Origin of the sequence: Sphingomonas sp., from assembly GCF_036388215.1 — a bacterium.
In the GTDB taxonomy this organism is placed as follows: Bacteria; Pseudomonadota; Alphaproteobacteria; order Sphingomonadales; family Sphingomonadaceae; genus Sphingomonas.
Genome location: NZ_DASVSH010000033.1, coordinates 1 through 18537, shown reverse-complemented (window position 1 = coordinate 18537; position 18537 = coordinate 1). Strand labels below are relative to the sequence as shown.

Below are 18537 nucleotides of genomic sequence, written 5' to 3'. Positions count from 1 at the left end.
CCGGATGCCGACGCGGCGCACCTTCCTGGGATCGGTGAGCGCGCTCGCGCTTGCTGGTCCCGTTGCCGCGGCGGCGGCACCGGAGGAAAAGCGCGTCCGCGCCCAGGCGCTGCCGATGGAAGCCGTGCGGCTCAAGCCCTCGCTTTTCCTCGACGCGCTGGAAGCGAACCGCCGCGTGCTGCTGGCGATCGAGCCCGACCGGCTGCTCCACAATTTCCTCGCCGGAGCCGGGCTCAAGCCCAAGGCGCTGGTTTATGGGGGCTGGGAAGCCCGGGGAATCGCGGGGCACAGCCTGGGCCATTATCTCAGCGCCTGCGCGCTGATGCACGCCCAGACCGGCGACCCGGAAGTACGCGCGCGCATCGCCTATATCATCGCCGAACTGGCCCGCTGCCAGGCGGCGCATGGCGACGGCTATGTGGGGGGCACGACCGTCGAACGCGGCGGCAAGTTCGTCGACGGCAAGATCGTGTTCGAAGAGTTGCGCCAGGGGAATATCCGCACCGGGGGCTTCGACATCAATGGCGGCTGGGTGCCGCTCTACACGTGGCACAAGGTGCATGCGGGGCTGCTCGACGCATATCGGCTGGGCAAGATCGATGCGGCTCGCGCAGTGATGCTGGCGATGGCCGGCTATCTCGCGACGATCCTCGAAGGGCTCGACGATGCGCAGATGCAGAAGTTGCTCGTCGCCGAATATGGCGGCCTCAACCATAGCTATGCCGAGACCTATGCGCTGACCGGCGACCCGCGCTGGCTGCGCATCGCCAACCGCATTCGCGACCGCCGCGTGCTCGAACCGCTGGCCGCCGGCTCGAACAAGCTGCCCGGGCTGCATGCCAACACCCAGATCCCCAAGCTGATCGGCCTGGCGCGCCTTTACGAGCTTGGCGGCGATCCGCGCGACGCCCAGGCCGCGCGCTTCTTCCACGAGACCGTCACCCGGCATCACAGCTATGTGATCGGCGGCAATTCGGAGCGCGAGCATTTCGGACCGCCCGACACCATCGCGCCCTACATCACCGATCGCACGTGCGAGGCGTGCAACAGCTACAACATGCTCAAGCTCACGCGGCATCTGTGGGGATGGCAGCCCGATGCCGCGCTGTTCGATTATTATGAGCGGGTCCAGCTCAACCATATCCTCGCGCATCAGCATCCGAAGACCGGCATGTTCGCCTATTTCATGCCGCTCGCATCGGGCGCGAGACGGACTTGGTCTAGCCTGGAGGACAGCTTCTGGTGCTGCGTAGGATCGGGGATGGAAAGCCACGCCAAGCATGGCGATTCTATCTGGTGGCACGACGATGCGGCGCTCTATCTGAACCTGTTCACTCCCTCGTCCGCCGAGTGGCGGGGCATGAAAGTCGATCTGGAAACGCGCTTTCCATTTGGGGAGGAATTGACGTTGCGTATCGCGAAGGCGCCGCGCGCGCCGCGCACGGTGGCCATACGGTTGCCGGGCTGGTGCCGATCGCCTGTGCTCAAGATCAACGGCGCGCCGGCCACATTCGAAAGCGTCGCCGGCTATGCGCGGATCGAACGGCGCTGGCGTAGCGGCGACCGGATCGAACTTGCGCTTCCTATGCACATCCGCACCGAGCCGACGCCTGACGATCCCCGGCTGGTGGCCTATCTGCACGGCCCACTCGTGCTCGCCGCCGACCTCGGCCCCGCCGCCGAGCCCTTCCATAAGCCCGCGCCGGCTTTGGTAGGGGCTGACCCCACGCTGGCGCTGACGGCGCTCGACCGCGGCGAGCACCGCTTCTGGATCGAAAGCGCCAGGCCCGAGCCGCTAAAGCTTGCCCCCTTCTTCGCGCAATATGATCGCCGTACCGCCGTCTATTTTCCCGCCTTTACGGAGGGGCAATGGGCGAAGGAGGAATCGGCATTCCGGGCCGCCGAGACTGCCCGCGTGGCGCTTGAAGCGCGTACGGTGGATGTGATCCAGCTCGGCGAGATGCAGCCAGAGCGCGACCATGGCTTTCGCTTCAACCACGCCGACCTGCTTTCCTGGGGCGGGCGCAGCGGCCGCCAGGCCTGGTGGGGCCTAGGCAATTACATGGAGTTCGATCTCGCGGTGCGCGACGGGCCGATGACGTTGCGCGTGCTTTACTGGGGGGAGGAAGTGACCAAGCACTTCATCATCTCGATCGATGGCCAACCGATCGCAACCGAGCGCCGCGCGGCCAAGGCGGTGAAGGAGTTCGTCGCGGTGGATTACCCGCTCCCGCCCGTGCTCACGCAAGGCAAGAGGCAGGTGCGGATCCGCTTCGAGACCAAGGGCAGTGACGCGCCGATCTATGAAGTGCGCACGCTTTCGGCCTGATCAATCGCTCACGGAAAATCGCAACACGATCGTGTTGCGGTACACCTCCCCCGGATCGAGCCGCGCCGAGGGGAATTCGGGGCGGTTGGGCGAATCGGGGAAGAGCTGGGGCTCGAGCGCAATGCCGTCGCCCTGGCGATAGGCGCGGCCGCGCTTCCCGATTACCTTGCCATCAAGGAAATTCCCGGAATAGAATTGCAGTCCGGGGGCTGTGACGAGCATCTCCATGACGCGGCCGGAGACGGGATCCTCGAGCCGGGCGGCGGGGCGCAGCGTTCCCGCTTCGCCATCCAGCACGTAATTGTGATCATAGCCGAGCCCGACGCGGATCTGGGGGTCCCTGGCATCGCGCACGCGGGCGCCGATGGCCGCGCCCTCGCGGAAATCGAACGGCGTATCCGCGACCGAATCAAGTGCCCCGGTCGGGATGAGCGTTTCGTCCACCGGGGTATAATGCGAGGCGTGGATCGTCAGCCTGTGCCCCATCGCATCGCGGTCCGCGCCCGCAAGGTTGAAATAGGCGTGGTTGGTGATGTTGACGATGGTCGGCGCGTCGGTGGTGGCCTGATAATCGATGGTGAGCTCGTTCGCGTCGCTAAGGGTGTAGGTCGCGGTGATTTCGAGAGCGCCCGGATAGCCGTCCTCGCCGTCCGGGCTCCGACAGGAGAGCGTCACGCTGGAGGAAGTCGCCGAGCGCACTTCCCAGACCCGCTGATCGAGCCCAGCAGTGCCGCCATGCAAGTGGTTCGCGCCATCGTTGGTCGTCAGCGCATAGCCGCGCCGGTCCAGCGTGAAGCGCCCCTCCGCAATACGGTTGGCATAGCGCCCGACGGTCGAACCGAAGAAATTGCGGCTGGCGAGATATTCCTCGGGCGTATCGTGACCGAGGACGACATCGTCCAACATACCATGACGATCGGGCACGCGAAGCGCCTGGAGCGTCGCGCCAATCGCCAGGATTGTTGCTGAAACGCCATTCGCATTGGTGAGCGTCACAGTCCCGTTCATCACTCGCTCCGATTAATCAGACAGTTGCGCTTGTGCAGGATCGCGCATAGCAATTCCACGGGAATAGATCGAAAAGAAGAGGTGAGGATGTTCGCTCGGTCCGGCTCGTTCGCGGCGTTCGCGATGCTCGTGCTCCTTTCCGCCTGCGGTAGCGGGCAGAGCGCGGGCGGCGGCAAGACCGTGGTGGGCTTCGCACAGATCGGCTCGGAATCGGGCTGGCGCGCGGCCGAGACCAAGATGGCCAAGCTTTCCGCCGAGCAACGCGGCATAGATTTGCGCATCTCGGACGCCCAGCAGCGCCAGGAAAACCAGATCAAGGCGATCCGCGCCTTCATCGCGCAGGGCGTCGATGCGATCTTCCTGGCGCCGGTGGTGGCGACGGGATGGGATGCCGTGCTCAAGGAAGCCCAGGCCGCGAAAATCCCCGTGGTGCTGCTCGACCGCTCGATCGACACCGTGGACAAGAACCTCTATCTCTCCGCAGTAACCTCCGACACCGTCCACGAAGGCCGTGTCGCCGGCGACTGGCTCACCAAGCAGGTGGCCGGCAAGCCGTGCCGTGTCGTGGAAATCCAGGGGACTGTCGGGTCGAGCCCCGCGACCAATCGCAAGAAGGGCTTCGACGAAGCGATCGCCAAGGCCCCGAACGTGAAGCTCGCGCGCAGCCAATCGGGCGACTTCACGCGCACCAAGGCCAAGGAAGTGATGGAAAGCTTCGTCAAGGCCGAGGGTGCGGCCAATATCTGCGCGGTCTATGCGCATAATGACGACATGATGATCGGCGCCATTCAGGCGATGAAGGAAGCCGGGATGAAGCCGGGCAAGGACGTGCTGACCGTCTCCATCGACGCAGTGCCGGACATCTTCAAGGCGATGGCCGATGGCGACGCCAATGCCACTGTCGAGCTGACCCCGGACATGGCCGGCCCCGCCTTCGACTTGCTCGCTGCGTACAAGAAGGACGGAAAGGCGCCGCAGAAATGGGTGCAGACCCCGTCCAAGCTCTATCTGCCGGACACCGCCGGGGCGGAATATGAGCGGCGCAAGAACCTCTACTGAGGTGCTCAACGCCAGGGGGATAAGCCGCGCCTTTCCCGGCGTGCTCGCACTCGACCATGTCGATTTCGAGCTGCGTGGCGGAGAAATCCACGCGCTGATGGGCGAAAATGGCGCGGGCAAATCCACGCTGATCAAAATCCTTACTGGGGCGCTTTCGCCCAGCGGCGGCGCAATGACGCTGGCCGGCGCGCCCTATGCGCCCGGCGGCACGGCGGCGGCGCAGCGGGCCGGCGTCTGGGCCGTACACCAGGAAATCAGCGTGCTGCCCAATCTCAGCGTCGCCGAGAACCTGTTTCTCGGCCATCAGCCGACGCGCTTAGGGATCGTCCGCACGCGCGAGATGCACGCCGCCGCGCGCGCCGTGCTGGCCGAACTGGATCTCGATCTCGATGTCACGCGATTGCTCGGCGGCTACCCGGTGGCGGTGCAGCAGCTCATCGCCATCGCACGCGCGGCATGCGGCGAAGCGCGCGTGTTGGTGCTCGACGAGCCGACCGCAAGCCTCGACGCGGCCGAAGTCGAGATACTGTTCGCGCTCGTCCGCCGCCTCGCGGCAAAGGGCGTCGCCATCGTTCTGATCACCCATTTCCTCGACCAGGCATATTCGGTGAGTGATCGCTTCACGGTATTGCGCAACGGCAAGCTGATAGGCACGCGCGCCGCCGCTGAACTGCCCCGCGGCGAATTGGTCTCGATGATGCTTGGCAAGGAACTGGCCGCGCATATCGCGCGCGCGCCGGGCGCGGGCGGAAGCGAGCGACCACTCGTCGCGCGCTTCCGCGGGCTCGGCCGCAAGGGCAGCGTCGAGGGTTTCGACCTAGATCTTCATGCCGGCGAAGCAGTGGGCGTAGCGGGCCTGCTGGGTTCGGGCCGTACAGAGACCGCGATGCTGATGTTCGGCGCGGACGCGGCCGAGCGCGGCTCGATCGAAGTGGATGGCCGCGAGGCTCGCCTGCGCGCACCCCGCGATGCGATCCGCCTGGGCTTCGGTTTCAGTCCCGAGGAGCGCAAGACCGATGGGATCGTCGGCGCGCTTTCGGTGCGCGAGAATATCGTGCTGGCGCTCCAGGCGCGCACCGGCTGGTTCCGCAAGATACCGCGCGCGCGGCAGGATGCGATCGCGCAGCATTATATCGCGCTCCTCGGCATCCGCACGCCCGATGCCGAAAAGCCGATTGAGCAGCTATCGGGCGGCAACCAGCAAAAGGCGCTGCTCGCGCGCTGGCTCGCCACTGAACCGCGCGTGCTCATCCTCGACGAGCCGACGCGCGGCATCGATGTCGGCGCGCATGCCGAGATCGTCCGGCTGATCGAGAGGCTGCGCGACGACGGCATGGCGCTGTACGTCATCTCCTCCGAACTCGAAGAGCTCGCGGCCTATGCCGACCGAGTCACGGTGATGCGCGACCGCAAGCAGGTCGGCATGCTGGAGGGCGAGCAGGTTTCGGTCGCCGGAATGGTAAGCGCAATCGCGGGGAGCGCTACGTGACCGCTCTCAGGAAAGCCGCGCCCCAGCTCGGCATGCTGGCGGCGTTGCTGCTTGCCAATTGGGTCATTTTTCCGGGCTTTTTCGATCTTTCGCTGCAGGGCGGGCGGCTGACCGGCAGCGTAGTTGATATCCTCAACCGCGGCGTGCCCGTGGCGCTGCTCGCGCTGGGCATGGCGGCGGTGATCGCGACTCGGGGAATCGACTTGTCGGTCGGCGCGGTGATGGCGATCGCAGGAGCCGTGGCCGCCACTTCGGTCGAGGCCGGCCACCCCTGGTATCTCGCCGTGGCGCTGGCGCTGGGCACCGGACTGATCGCAGGCCTGTGGAACGGGGCGCTGGTCGCGTTCCTGTCGATCCAGCCGATCGTCGCAACCTTGGTGCTGATGGTCGCGGGCCGCGGCATCGCGCAGCTCATCACCGAGGGCCGTATCGTCACTTTCGTCGAGCCGCATCTGGCGGCGATCGGCAGCGGCAGCTTTCTGGGCCTGCCGATACCGGTGCTGATCGTGATCGCGGTGGGCGCAGCGCTGGCATTGCTCACGCGCCGCACCGCCCTGGGGCTGTTCATCGAGGCGCTGGGCGTCAATCCGCGCGCCAGCCATCTCTCCGGCATCGGCACGCGCGGCTTGCTCCTCTGGGCCTATGCGCTATCCGGACTCATGGCTGCCCTGGCCGGAGTCATCGCGACCGCCGATATTCGCGGCGCGGACGCCAATAATGCCGGGCTCTGGCTCGAGCTCGACGCGATACTCGCGGTCGTGCTCGGCGGGGCTTCGCTGTTCGGCGGGCGGCTGTCCTTCGCCATGACGCTGGTGGGCGCGCTCACTCTCCAGGCGCTCAAGACCGGGATCCTGCTTTCGGGCTTCCCTCCGACCTTCAACCTGGTCGCGATGGCGGCGGTCATCACGATCCTGCTGATCGCCCAAGCGCCCGCCACTCGCGCGGCCTGGCGTCGGTTCGGCCGGCCGGAGACAGCGGCATGAAGCTGGGGCGCAACCTGCCTTCGCTGGTCACAATGGGCGTGTTCGTGCTGCTCTATGCCGCATGCGCCGCGCAATTCCCCTTCATGCTCTCGGGCCGCGTCGCGGGCAATCTGCTCACCGACAACGCCTTTCTGGGCGTGCTCGCGGTAGGCATGACGGTTGTGATCCTGTCGGGGGGGATCGACTTGTCGGTGGGCGCGGTGGTGGCGTTCGTCGGCGTGCTGCTGGCGATATTGATCGGCGACGGCGTGAACCCCTTTCTCGCTTTCACGCTTGCGCTGGCGGCGGGCACGGCGTTCGGCGCATTGCTCGGCGCGGCGATCCACTTGCTCCAGGCGCCGCCGTTCATCGTGACGCTCGCGGGAATGTTCCTCGCTCGGGGGGCGTGCTTCCTGCTCACCACCGAATCGATCCCGATCGATCATCCGGCTTATGCCGAGCTGGCGTCCGGCGGCGCGGGGCTGAGCGTGAGCGCCTGGGTGATGCTGCTCGCCTTCGCCGGCGGCGCGGTTATGCTGCGGCTCACGCGATTCGGCGCGGATGTGCGCGCGATCGGCGGGGATGCGCGCGCCGCTGAACTGATCGGCGTGCGGATCGGCCGCACCACCGCCGCGATCTATGCCTTTTCGGGGTTTTGCGCGGCGCTCGCCGGAATATTATTCTCGATCTACACCCAGTCCGCACATTCGCTTGCCGGCGTGGGCCTTGAGCTGGATGCCATCGCGGCAGTCGTGATCGGCGGCACGCTGCTCTCTGGCGGATATGGAGGGCTGCTGGGCAGCTTTTTCGGCGTGATGATCCTGGGCTTGATCCAGTCTTACATTATTTTCACCGGCACGCTTTCGAGCTGGTGGGCGAAGATCGCCGCTGGGCTGCTGCTGTTCCTGTTCATCGTGGTGCAGCGCGTTCTGATGCTCCTGCCGCGACGCGCCGAATAATCGGCCCGGGAACGCAACGGGCATTGCGGCGTTGTCGGTGGTCCGACATAACCCATGCCGGTCGCCCAAGAGATTGCTTGCATGAATGATGACAATGCGGGCTTTCTCAAGGGGGGAGGTCGGCTAAGCGAATTGATCGCGGCGTTCGACTGGTCTGCGACCAGCCTGGGGCCGATCCGAAGCTGGCCCGCCGCGATGCGCGCGCAGATCGGCATGATGCTGCGTTCGCCGATCCCGATCGTCACCCTGTGGGGCGAGCCGGGAGTCATGATCTATAATGACGGCTATGCCAAGTTCGCCGGGCGGCGCCACCCGCAGCTGCTTGGCATGAACGTTCGCGAGGCGTGGCCCGAAATCGCGGCCTTCAACGACAACATCGTCAAGACCGTGTTCCGCGAAGGCGGCACCATCGCACTCAAGGAACAGGAGCTTCTGCTCGACCGCCAGGGCGCGCTGGAGCCTGCATGGCTGGACCTGGATTACTCCCCCGTGATCGACGAGCACGGCACCCCGCTGGGAGTGATCGCGATCGTGGTGGAGACCACCGAAAAGGTGCTGGCCGATCGCCAGCTTCGCGACGAGCGCACCAGGCTCGAACAGATGTACGAGCAAGCACCCAATTTCATGGCGCTTCTCGAAGGCCCCGAACATCGCTTCGTCATGGCCAATCCAGCCTATCTCCAGTTGATCGATCATCGCGACGTTATCGGCAAGACGGTCGCTGAAGCGCTGCCGGATGCTGTCGAGCAGGGGTATCTCGCCTTGCTGGACCAGGTCTATGCAAGCGGCGAGGCGTTCGCCTCCACCGGGGCCAGATACGACGCCCAACCCATCCCCGGCGGGCCTGTGACCGAGCGCTTCGTCGATTTCGTGTTCCAGCCGATCACCGGGGCGGGAGGCAACGTCACGGGCATCTTCGTCGATGGCGTTGATGTGACTGAGCGCATCAAGGCGCAGGAAGCGATCAGCGCGAGCGAGGCGCAGTTCCGCACCTTCGCTCAGGCGATGCCCAATCATGTCTGGACCGCGCCCCCTTCGGGCGCGCTCGACTGGTTCAACCAGCGCGTGATGGAATATTGCGGCCGCCCTGAAGCGGAACTCAAAGGCATCGGCTGGGCGACGATCGTTCATCCCGACGATCGCGACTCGGCAGGCGAACGATGGGCGCATTCCCTTGAAACCGGTGAGGATTACGAAACCGAATTTCGCATCAAGCGCGGCGACGGGCAATATCGCTGGCACATCATCCGCGCGCTGCCGATCCGCGCCGAGGACGGCCGCGTCATCCGCTGGATCGGCACCAACACCGATATCCACGAGCAGAAGATCACCGAAGTCGAGACCGCGCGCGATCGCGACCGGATGTGGGCGCTCTCACAGGATCTGTTGCTGGTTTGCGATTATGAAGGGCTCATTACCGCCGTGAACCCCTCCGCGACGCGCATGCTGGGATGGCCCGAAGAGGAGATGGTCGGGCGCACGCTCGCCGACTTCGTCCATCCGGAAGATCTGGAAAGCACCGCCGCGGAAGTGGCAAAGCTCAGCCAGAGCCAGACGACGCTGGCCTTCGAAAATCGCTGGCGCTCGGCGCGAGACGGCTATCGCCTGATCGCCTGGACGGCGGTTCCCGAGAGCGGCCGCATCCACGGCGTGGGCCGTGACATCACGCGTGAGCGGGTCCTCGCCCGAGACCGCGAGCGAATCTGGAACCTCTCGCCGGTCGTCAAGGTCGTCGCGGACTTGAGCGGGACGATCACTTCGGTGAACCCTTCCTGGTCCCGCCTGCTCGGCTATTCGACCGAAGAGACCGTCGGCCGCAACTTTCTCGATTTCATCGAACCCGGAGACCTCGACGCGGTGAGGCGCCGCCTTAGCCAGTTGAATCTAGGCGAGCCCCTGCCCGAGCGGGACACGACCTTCATCGGCAAGAACGGCGAGCGGCGATGCATCGCATTCTCAACCGTGCCCGAAAACGACACGATCTACGGCTTCGGCCGCGACGTCACGGGAGAGCGAGAAGCCGCCGAGGCGCTGGCCACTACCGAGGAAGCGTTGCGCCAATCGCAGAAGATGGAAGCGGTGGGACAGCTCACCGGCGGCATCGCGCATGATTTCAACAATCTGCTCCAGGGCATCACCGGCAGCCTGGAGATTATCGAACGGCGCGTGGCGCAGGGGCGGGTTGCGGAGATCGGCCGCTTCCTTTCGGGAGCCACCGCCGCCGCCAATCGCGCCGCCGCGCTCACGCATCGCCTGCTCGCTTTCTCGCGCCGCCAGCCGCTCGATCCGCGCCCGGTACGCGCCAACCCCCTGATGGCCTCCATGGAGGATCTGCTCCGCCGCACGATCGGCGAGCGGATCGAACTCGAGCTGGTGCTGGCGGGCGGCCTCTGGCTCACCCTGTGCGATCCCAACCAGCTTGAAAACGCGATCCTGAACCTGGTGATCAACGCCCGCGACGCCATGCCCGATGGCGGCAAGCTGACGATCGAGACGTGCAACGCGCATCTGGACGACGCCTATGCCGCCCGGCAGCGCGACGTGAAGCCCGGCCAATATATCTGCATCTGCGTGACCGACACGGGCATCGGCATGGACGCAGATACGATCGCCAAGGCTTTCGAGCCCTTCTTCACCACCAAGCCGATCGGCCAGGGCACCGGGCTGGGCCTTTCGATGATCTACGGCTTCGCCCGCCAGTCGGACGGATATGCAAAGATCTATAGCGAAATCGGTGAAGGCACGACCTTCAAGCTGTACCTGCCTCGCTTCCGTGGCGAAGCGGAGGGCGAAGAGGAAGTGCCGCACCTGACCGACGCGCATGCGACCGATGCGGGCGAAGTCGTGCTCGTAGTGGAGGACGAGCCCGTGGTGCGCGGGCTGATCGTGGAGACGCTGAGCGAGCTTGGCTATCGTGCGATCGAGGCGGCGGACGGTCCCAAGGGCGTCGAGATTCTTCAATCGCAGAGGCGCATCGACTTGCTGATCACCGATATCGGCCTGCCCGGGCTCAACGGGCGTCAAGTGGCGGATGCGGGCCGCAGCCTCCGCCCCGGGCTGAAGGTCCTGTTCATGACCGGCTATGCCGAGAATGCCGCGCTCGCTTCGGGCTTCCTCGAGCCGGGCATGACGATGATCACCAAGCCCTTCGCAATGGAAGCGCTGGCGACGCGCATCAAGACGATCATCGAGAGCTAGGGATCGGCGTCACCGAGACGATCTCGATCGCCTCCGTCTTCCTGTTGAAATCGACGCGCTCGCCTTCCTCCGCGCCGATCAGCGCGTGCGCGAGCGGCGCGGAAAAGGCGATGCGGTCTGCGGCGGGATCGGCCTCGTCATGCCCCACGATATCGATCGCGCGCGCCTTGCCCGCGAGTTTGATGGTGACGCGCGATCCGATCCCCGCCACGCCCGGCTCGGGCGGCGGCGCGATCTGCGCGGTGGTTCGGCGGGTGTTCCAATAGCGCAATTCGCGCTTGAGCACGGCGCGCGGCTCTTCCGCTGTTTCGGCCTCGATCGCCGCTTCGAGTTCGCCGACTTTAGCCTCGATCAGCGCGAGTCCGCGCGCCGTCACCATGTTCGGGCCGGCCGGCAAAGGCAGCTCGAACTTGGGCTCCTTATGCTCTTCGTCGCTCTCGCGGCGGAACGCTACGCTCATCAGACAGTAAAACTCTCACCGCAACCACATGCTCCCTTGGCATTGGGATTCTCGAAAACGAAGCCCGCGGCGAAATCGTCCTCGACCCAATCCATCGTCGAGCCGACAAGATAGAGGATCGAGCCGCCATCCACATAGAGGGTGCCGCCCGGCGTCTCGATTTTCTCGTCGAATGGCTTGGCTTCGGTCACATAATCGACCGAATAGGCAAGCCCCGAACATCCCCGCTTTGGGGTCGACAGCTTGACCCCGATCGCACTCTCCGGAGCCTTCGACATCAACTCCGCCACGCGCGCCTGGGCATTGGAGGTGAGGTTCAGCGCTGCGGGGCGCTCGCGGACCCTAGTGAGGTTTTCTGGCATCACAGCATCCCCAGTTCGAGCTTCGCATCGTCGGTCATCTTCTGCGGGTCCCAGGGCGGATCCCAGACGAGATTGACTTCGGCATGGCCGACTCCGGGCACCGAGCCGACGCGCAATTCGACTTCGGCGGGCATGCTTTCGGCGACCGGGCAGTGCGGCGTGGTGAGCGTCATCATCACCACGGCGTGCCCGTCATCGGTAACTTCGACGCCGTAGATCAGGCCGAGATCGTAGATGTTCACCGGGATTTCGGGATCGTAGATTTCCTTGAGCGCCTCGACGATCGCCGCCTGCAGCGCCCCGCCGTTGCCCGTGACCGGATCGGCCTGCGGCTTTTGCGCCAGGAAGCCGGCGAGATAATCCTTCTTGCGCTCGAAACCTTCGCGAACATCGCGATCATCGTCCACACGCACCTTTGGGGGCGGCGCGACGGCATCGACCTGCTCTACTTCGAACTTGCGTTCCTCGTTCACCCGAAAATCCTCGTAACTCTTTGAATTCCTGTGATAAGTCCGTCTATATCACTTGCATTATTATACACGCCGAAGCTTGCCCGCGCGGTCGCCGGCACGCCGAGTGCGTCCATCAGCGGCTGCGCGCAGTGATGGCCCGCGCGGATCGCGACATTGCCCTCGTCCAATATGGTGGCGACGTCGTGCGGGTGCACCCCCTCGACCGAAAAGCTGACGATCCCGGCGGCGTCGTCGGGCCCGAACAGCCGCACGCTGTTGAGCCTGGAAAGCGCCTCGCGCGCCTGGCGAACCAGCGCGGTTTCGTGGCGCTCGATGCGGCCCAGCCCGATGCTCTGGACATAATCGATCGCCGCGTGCAGCCCGACCACGCCGACGATATGCGGCGTCCCGGCCTCGAACCGTCCGGGCGGCGGGGCGTAGGTGGTGCCGGCAAAGCTCACCCGATCGATCATCGATCCCCCGCCCTGATAAGGCGGCATCGCGTCGAGCAATTCGTAGCGGCCCCAAAGCACCCCGATCCCCGTGGGGCCGTAAAGCTTGTGCCCCGAGAAGACGTAGAAATCGCAATCGAGATGGGCGACATCCACGGGCATCCTCGGCACGGCCTGACAGCCATCGATCAGGATCTTGGCGCCCACCGAATGCGCCAACGCGGCGGCGCGCCTGGCATCGAGCACCGATCCGAGCACGTTCGAGACATGCGCCAGCGCGACCAGCTTGTGCTGCGGCGTGAGCATCGCCGCCATTGCATCGAGATCGATGCGATGATCGACAGTGAGCGGTACCACGTCGATATGCGCGCCGATCTTCTCCGCGATCATCTGCCAGGGGACGATGTTCGAATGATGCTCGAGCGTGGAAAGCAGGATGCGGTCGCCCGCTTTCAGCTGCGTGCCCGCCCAGCTTGCCGCGACGAGGTTGATAGCTTCGGTCGCGCCACGGACGAAGACGATTTCGCGTTCCTGTCCGCCGATAAACTCCGCCACGCGCCGCCGCGCGGCTTCATAAGCGAGCGTCATGTCCGCCGAGCGCTGATACACGCCGCGGTGCACGGTCGCATAGGTTTCGGCGTATCCACGGGTGATCGCATCGATCACCGGCTGGGGCTTCTGCGAGGTCGCGGCGGTGTCCAGATATGCCCAGCCGGCCGGAATCGCCGGGAAATCCGCGAGCACGTCCAAGGCTTCTGTCGCTCTCCCATTGGGAGAGGGAGGGAGCAGCGAAGCTGCGGAAGGGTGAGGGTAGGCTGTCATTGGCTACCCTCACCCTTCCCACTCGGCTGCGCCAAGCGGGATGGTTGGGTGAGCAGCGCCCCGCGCTGCTCAGGCGATGCCGGGGGCATCGCCGACACAACCATTTCGCTCTCCCAACGGGAGAGGGAGTTTTCCAGCCACTTGTCCGCATCCGCCTCGAACGCTTCGCGCACACCCTCATCGCCGATCCGTGCCAGCGCATCGGCGACGAACGCGCGCGTCAGCATGGCTGTCGCCCGCGCTTCGTCGACGCCGCGGCTTTGCAGATAGAAAAGCGCGTTCCGGTCCAGCTCGCCGACCGTAGCGCCATGCGCGCACTTCACATCGTCGGCGAAGATTTCAAGTTCGGGCTTGAGGTTCACCGTTGCCGAGCGATCCAGCAGCAGCCCGCGCAGCGATTGCTCGCCATCGGTCTTCTGCGCCCCGCGTGCCACCTCTACCCGCGCGGCGAGGCTCACCGCCGACTTGTCCGCCGCCACTGCGCGCCAGATCTGCCGCGAGCTGCCGTCGGTCTCCTCGTGGCGCACGCTCACGGCGCATTCCTGGCGCTGGCTGCCGCGCGTCAACAGCGCGCCGCCCATTTCGGCGAACGCGCCCTTGCCGGTCAGCGTCAGCGCACCATCGATCCGCGACCCCATCGCCCCCGCGCCCAGGAAAATCGAGACGTAGCTCGCCGCCTCGCCGACATCGGCCTCATCGCGGATCGAAACGAACCCCTCATCCTGCAACAGCCGCACCGAGCGCATCAGCCGCGCGCCCTTTGCAAGCAAGGCCGTCGTCAGCCGGTTCGCCCATCCCGCGCCCGCATAGGTCTCGACCACCGAAGCGACCGCGTCCACGCCGAGCACGATGCGCGCGGGAACATGACTCTCGCCGCCCGAACCGAGATGGACGATCTGGATGCCCGTCACCGCGGCCTGCTTGTCGAGCGTCAACGCCCAGCCTTCGCCTTCGGCCAAGCTGCCGAGCGGGTGGGCGGCGCCGGGCACGATCCGCCCAACCTGAATCGGACCGGGGCGGCTATGCGCCGGCTCGAACACGCCATCAATGAAGCAGAGGCGCGGTCCGTGGAGGTCGAGGAACAGCGCGGCGGGATCGACGCCCGTCGCGTGCGGAGCAGTAGCAACCGCAGCCCGCAGCGCATCCATATCCGCCCAGCGCCACTCCTCGAGCCTGGGAGAGGGCAGTTCCAGCGTCGTCATTGCGCCGCCCGCCGGGCCATCGACTTGCGAATATCGGCAAGCAAATCGGGCTTGCGGCGATCCACACAAACCCGCACCGTTGCACCGTCTCGCGCACCCTTGCGCACGCAAGTCGCCGCCGCCGTGCAAAGCGCTCTATCGAGCCGCGCGTTACCGGTAGTCTTGTTCAGCCCGCAGGTGAACTTGCCGCGCGGATCGCGGCCAACGGTGACCGAAACCTCCGAGAGCCGCCGTCCGATGACGACGATATCGAACTCCTCCGCCTGCGAAGGCGCAGGCGCTGTCTGGAGCAGGGCCGCAAGAACGAACGCCGCGATCATGCCGCCAACACCCCATAGCCTTCACGCTCGAGCCGCAGCGCCAGCTCGGCCCCGCCGCTGCGGGTGATGCGGCCCATTTCCAGCACATGGACGAAATCGGGGCGCACATAATCGAGCAGCCGCTGGTAGTGCGTGATCAGGATCACAGCCTTGTCCGGCGCGCGCATGATCCGGTTGATGCCGTCCCCGACCGCCTTGAGCGCATCGATATCGAGGCCACTGTCGGTCTCATCCAGGATCGCGAGCCGTGGGCCGATGATGCCCATCTGCACCATCTCGTTGCGCTTCTTCTCACCACCCGAAAAGCCGACATTGACGGGGCGCTTGAGCATCTCCTGATCCATGCCGAGCGCATCGGCCTGCGCCCGCGCCAGCTTCAGGAACTCGCCGCCCGAAAGCGCCGCCTCCCCCCGCCCGCGCCGCTGCGAATTGAGCGCTTCGCGCAGGAACTGGACGTTGGAAACGCCCGGAATCTCGACCGGATATTGGAAGCCGAGGAACAACCCGGCGGCGGCGCGCTCATGCGGCGCCATTTCGAGCAGGTCCACCCATTCCCCCTCCGCTCGCCCTGAGCTTGTCGAAGGGTGCGTAGGCTGGGCATCGGACTCGGGTGCTTCGACAAGCTCAGCATGAGCGGGTCTGGGGCAAAACATCACGCTGCCCCCGGTCGGCTCGTATCCGGGGCGCCCACCAAGCACATAACCGAGCGTCGATTTGCCCGCCCCATTCGGGCCCATGATCGCGTGCACTTCGCCCGCGTTCACGCTGAGCGTCAGGCCCTTCAGGATTTCCTTGCCGTCGATTTCGACGCGGAGTTCATTGATCTTGAGCATTGGTGATCCTGACGGCGGGTTCGTTGGGCGCTTGCGGCGGGGGCGGCAGCTTGAGCACTCGCTGCTTATCGGCCTGCTCGTTATCGCCCGGCTGGATCGGCCCGATCATGCCGGGAAACGGGGCCGCCTTGGGCTGGACGAGCTTGGGCATTTCGAAAACCTGAGGGCGCGTCATGCCGCTCCGGGCGCCGCCCAGCGTCGCCGGCTCCAATGCTGTGAGCTCGACGCAATCGGTGACCACATCCGCGGTCTTGGCATAGCAGACCGGCGTCGCCTGGCAGGCAGTGGTGTCCCGCCGCTGGCTGCCGCTCGATACCATGATCCGGCAATTGCGCAGCTTGTCGTCCGCGCCCTTGTCGAACAGCATCGTCGTGGTGCCATAGGTGGCGCGCACGACTATCTCTTCGTTCTCCTCCTCGGCGGGAGGCAGAACCGGCACGTCCTGTACGAGCAGGAGGAACGCAGCGGCGATCACCCGACCGAGCCCTCAAGCGAAATCCCCAGCAGCTTCTGCGCCTTGCCCTCTTCAAGCCCCTCCCCTTCAGGGGAGGGGTTGGGGTGGGGGTTGTTCCAGCGAGCCGGCGCCGCGCGAAGTGCCTCACCAATCGAGTGAACGGCACCTTCCATATTGCTGATCACGTCATAGTTGCTCACTCGAACGACGCGAAAGCCGAGGATTGCTAACTCATCATCGCGCAGCCGATCCTTCGCTTCATCATGGGTGTCACCATCGACCTCAACGATCAGCGCTTTTTGCGAACAGAGGAAGTCGGCAATAAATGGCCCGACAATGGCCTGCCTACGAAACTTGTGCCCATTCAATTGCGAGTTGGAGATAGGCCGCCAGAGACGCTTCTCGGGCTCGGTCGGGTTCCGGCGCATTTCATCCGCGCGCTGCTTCAGCCACTGGAGCCGTTCGATGGACAGCCCCCACCCCAAACCCCTCCCCTGAAGGGGAGGGGCTTTTTTGTTCCAGCCCTTGTCCAGCGACTGGGTCACCCCACGCTCCCCTCAAGCGAAATCCCCAGCAGCTTCTGCGCTTCCACCGCGAATTCCATCGGCAGTTGCTTTAGCACTTCGCGCGCGAAGCCGTTGACGATCAGCGCCACCGCGGCCTCGGAATCCAGCCCGCGCTGCATCGCGTAGAACATCTGATCCTCGCTGATCTTTGAAGTCGTCGCTTCATGCTCGATCTGCGCGCTGGGGTTCTTCACTTCGATATAGGGCACCGTGTGCGCGCCGCATTGATCGCCGAGCAACAGGCTGTCGCACTGGGTGAAGTTGCGAACATTCTCCGCGCCGGCATTGACCAGAACCCTGCCCCGGTATGTGTTGTTCGACTTGCCCGCGCTGATGCCCTTCGAGACGATCGTCGAGCGGGTGTTCTTGCCGATGTGCAGCATCTTGGTGCCGGTATCGGCCTGCTGGTGCCCGTTGGTGACCGCCACCGAATAGAATTCTCCGACCGATCCGTCGCCCTGCAGGATGCAGCTGGGGTATTTCCAGGTGATCGCACTGCCGGTTTCCACCTGGGTCCAGCTCACCTTCGAGTTGCGCCCGGCGCAGAGCGCGCGCTTGGTCACGAAGTTGAAGATACCACCCTTGCCGTTCTCGTCGCCGGGATACCAGTTCTGGACAGTCGAATATTTGATCTCGGCATCATCGAGCGCGACCAATTCCACCACCGCCGCATGGAGCTGGTTTTCGTCGCGCATCGGCGCGGTGCAGCCTTCCAGATACGAGACGTAGCTGCCCTTGTCGGCAATGATCAGCGTGCGCTCGAACTGGCCGGTATTTTCGGCATTGATGCGGAAATAGGTGCTGAGCTCCATCGGGCAGCGCACGCCTTCGGGGATGTAGACGAACGTCCCGTCGGAGAAGACCGCCGCGTTGAGGCAGGCGAAGTAATTGTCGCGCTGCGGAACCACCGAGCCGAGATATTTGCGGACCAAATCGGGGAATTCACGGATCGCTTCGGAGATCGAGCGGAAGATGACGCCGGCCCGTTCGAGCTCGGCGCGGAAGGTGGTGGCGACGGAGACGCTGTCGAACACCGCGTCGACCGCGACTTTGCGCGCGCCCTCCACGCCGGCGAGCACCTTCTGCTCCTCGATCGGGATCCCGAGCTTCTCGTAGGTGCGGCGGATTTCGGGGTCGAGCTCGTCCAGCGAGGCGATCGTCGGCTTCGCCTTCGGCTCGGCGTAATAATAAGCGTCCTGGAAATCGATTCGAGGGATGTCGAGCTTGGCCCAGGTCACTTCTTCCATCGTCAGCCAGGCGCGATAGGCCTTGAGCCGCCATTCGAGCATCCACTCGGGCTCGTTCTTCTTGGCCGAGATGAAGCGGACCGTGTCCTCGTTGAGGCCCTTGGGCGCGAAATCCTGCTCGATGTCGGAGCTGAAGCCCCATTCGTAGTTCGAGGCGCGGTCCACCGCCTCCTGGGCTTCGCGGTTGCGGATATCGGTCATGTCTTTTGCTCTCCGGCGAAGGCCGGGGCCCAGCCCTGCACCTCCGCTTCCTGGGCCCCGGCCTTCGCCGGGGAGCGGGCAAGCTGCTCGAGGCTGACGCCCTGGAGAGCGCCTCGGACCGCGTCGTTCGCGATATGGAGGTGGGGCTTGACCCGGCAGCTA

At 65.1% G+C, this 18537-nt stretch carries 17 protein-coding genes; 6 read left to right on the top strand and 11 right to left on the bottom strand.

What is annotated here, in order from left to right; translation table 11 throughout:
* Positions 1–4: 4 nt before the first annotated feature.
* Positions 5–2329, top strand: a complete 2325-nt coding sequence (locus VF617_RS14225) for a glycoside hydrolase family 127 protein (protein ID WP_331015566.1) — start codon at positions 5–7, stop codon at positions 2327–2329.
* Here the strand turns inward: VF617_RS14225 and VF617_RS14220 are convergent, their stop codons facing one another.
* Entirely contained in the window at positions 2330–3337 is a 1008-nt protein-coding gene (locus VF617_RS14220; protein WP_331015565.1) for an aldose epimerase family protein, read from the bottom strand. It abuts the gene before it with no gap.
* An 87-nt stretch (positions 3338–3424) separates the two neighbouring features.
* On the opposite strand from VF617_RS14220, the gene ytfQ reads away from it, so the two are divergent.
* The 5 genes from ytfQ (at position 3425) to VF617_RS14195 (ending at position 11004) form a co-directional block, all read left to right on the top strand.
* Entirely contained in the window at positions 3425–4396 is a 972-nt protein-coding gene (gene ytfQ, locus VF617_RS14215; protein ID WP_331015564.1) for a galactofuranose ABC transporter, galactofuranose-binding protein YtfQ, read from the top strand.
* Complete coding sequence (locus VF617_RS14210; RefSeq protein WP_331015563.1) at positions 4371–5885, top strand: sugar ABC transporter ATP-binding protein; 1515 nt, start codon at positions 4371–4373, stop codon at positions 5883–5885. Before ytfQ ends, VF617_RS14210 begins: the two co-directional genes overlap by 26 nt.
* Positions 5882–6868 carry an ABC transporter permease gene (locus VF617_RS14205; RefSeq protein WP_331015562.1) on the top strand — a complete coding sequence of 329 codons (987 nt, stop codon included), beginning with the start codon at positions 5882–5884 and terminating at the stop codon, positions 6866–6868. Before VF617_RS14210 ends, VF617_RS14205 begins: the two co-directional genes overlap by 4 nt.
* On the top strand, positions 6865–7806 hold the full coding sequence (gene yjfF, locus VF617_RS14200) for a galactofuranose ABC transporter, permease protein YjfF (RefSeq protein ID WP_331015561.1): 942 nt from the start codon (positions 6865–6867) through the stop codon (positions 7804–7806). The genes VF617_RS14205 and yjfF overlap by 4 nt, the downstream gene beginning before the upstream one ends.
* 81 nt (positions 7807–7887) lie before the next feature.
* Positions 7888–11004: a PAS domain S-box protein gene (locus VF617_RS14195; protein WP_331015560.1), complete on the top strand. Its 3117-nt coding sequence runs from the start codon at positions 7888–7890 to the stop codon at positions 11002–11004.
* Here the strand turns inward: VF617_RS14195 and VF617_RS14190 are convergent.
* The 10 genes from VF617_RS14190 to sufB form a co-directional block, all read right to left on the bottom strand.
* A complete protein-coding gene (locus tag VF617_RS14190; protein WP_331015559.1) occupies positions 10991–11464 on the bottom strand; it encodes a GreA/GreB family elongation factor in 474 nt (157 codons plus the stop codon). The genes VF617_RS14195 and VF617_RS14190 overlap by 14 nt on opposite strands.
* Positions 11464–11826 (bottom strand): iron-sulfur cluster assembly accessory protein, encoded by a 363-nt coding sequence (locus tag VF617_RS14185; protein WP_331015558.1) that lies wholly within the window; start codon positions 11824–11826, stop codon positions 11464–11466. The genes VF617_RS14190 and VF617_RS14185 overlap by 1 nt, the downstream gene beginning before the upstream one ends.
* Positions 11826–12299, bottom strand: a complete 474-nt coding sequence (locus VF617_RS14180; RefSeq protein ID WP_331015557.1) for an SUF system Fe-S cluster assembly protein — start codon at positions 12297–12299, stop codon at positions 11826–11828. The genes VF617_RS14185 and VF617_RS14180 overlap by 1 nt, the downstream gene beginning before the upstream one ends.
* On the bottom strand, positions 12296–13474 hold the full coding sequence (locus VF617_RS14175; protein WP_414714071.1) for a cysteine desulfurase: 1179 nt from the start codon (positions 13472–13474) through the stop codon (positions 12296–12298). The genes VF617_RS14180 and VF617_RS14175 overlap by 4 nt, the downstream gene beginning before the upstream one ends.
* Before the next feature lie 74 nt (positions 13475–13548).
* Entirely contained in the window at positions 13549–14754 is a 1206-nt protein-coding gene (locus tag VF617_RS14170) for a SufD family Fe-S cluster assembly protein (protein WP_331015555.1), read from the bottom strand.
* Positions 14751–15074, bottom strand: a complete 324-nt coding sequence (locus VF617_RS14165) for a hypothetical protein (RefSeq protein WP_331015554.1) — start codon at positions 15072–15074, stop codon at positions 14751–14753. Before VF617_RS14165 ends, VF617_RS14170 begins: the two co-directional genes overlap by 4 nt.
* Entirely contained in the window at positions 15071–15907 is an 837-nt protein-coding gene (sufC, locus tag VF617_RS14160) for a Fe-S cluster assembly ATPase SufC (RefSeq protein ID WP_331015553.1), read from the bottom strand. Before sufC ends, VF617_RS14165 begins: the two co-directional genes overlap by 4 nt.
* The gene (locus VF617_RS14155) at positions 15891–16382 is read right to left on the bottom strand and encodes a hypothetical protein (RefSeq protein WP_331015552.1); all 492 of its coding nucleotides are present in this window, start codon (positions 16380–16382) and stop codon (positions 15891–15893) included. The genes sufC and VF617_RS14155 overlap by 17 nt, the downstream gene beginning before the upstream one ends.
* The gene (locus tag VF617_RS14150; RefSeq protein ID WP_331015551.1) at positions 16379–16906 is read right to left on the bottom strand and encodes an endonuclease domain-containing protein; all 528 of its coding nucleotides are present in this window, start codon (positions 16904–16906) and stop codon (positions 16379–16381) included. Before VF617_RS14150 ends, VF617_RS14155 begins: the two co-directional genes overlap by 4 nt.
* Positions 16903–18375 carry a Fe-S cluster assembly protein SufB gene (gene sufB / locus VF617_RS14145; protein WP_331015550.1) on the bottom strand — a complete coding sequence of 491 codons (1473 nt, stop codon included), beginning with the start codon at positions 18373–18375 and terminating at the stop codon, positions 16903–16905. Before sufB ends, VF617_RS14150 begins: the two co-directional genes overlap by 4 nt.
* Between the last annotated feature and the right edge of the window lie 162 nt (positions 18376–18537).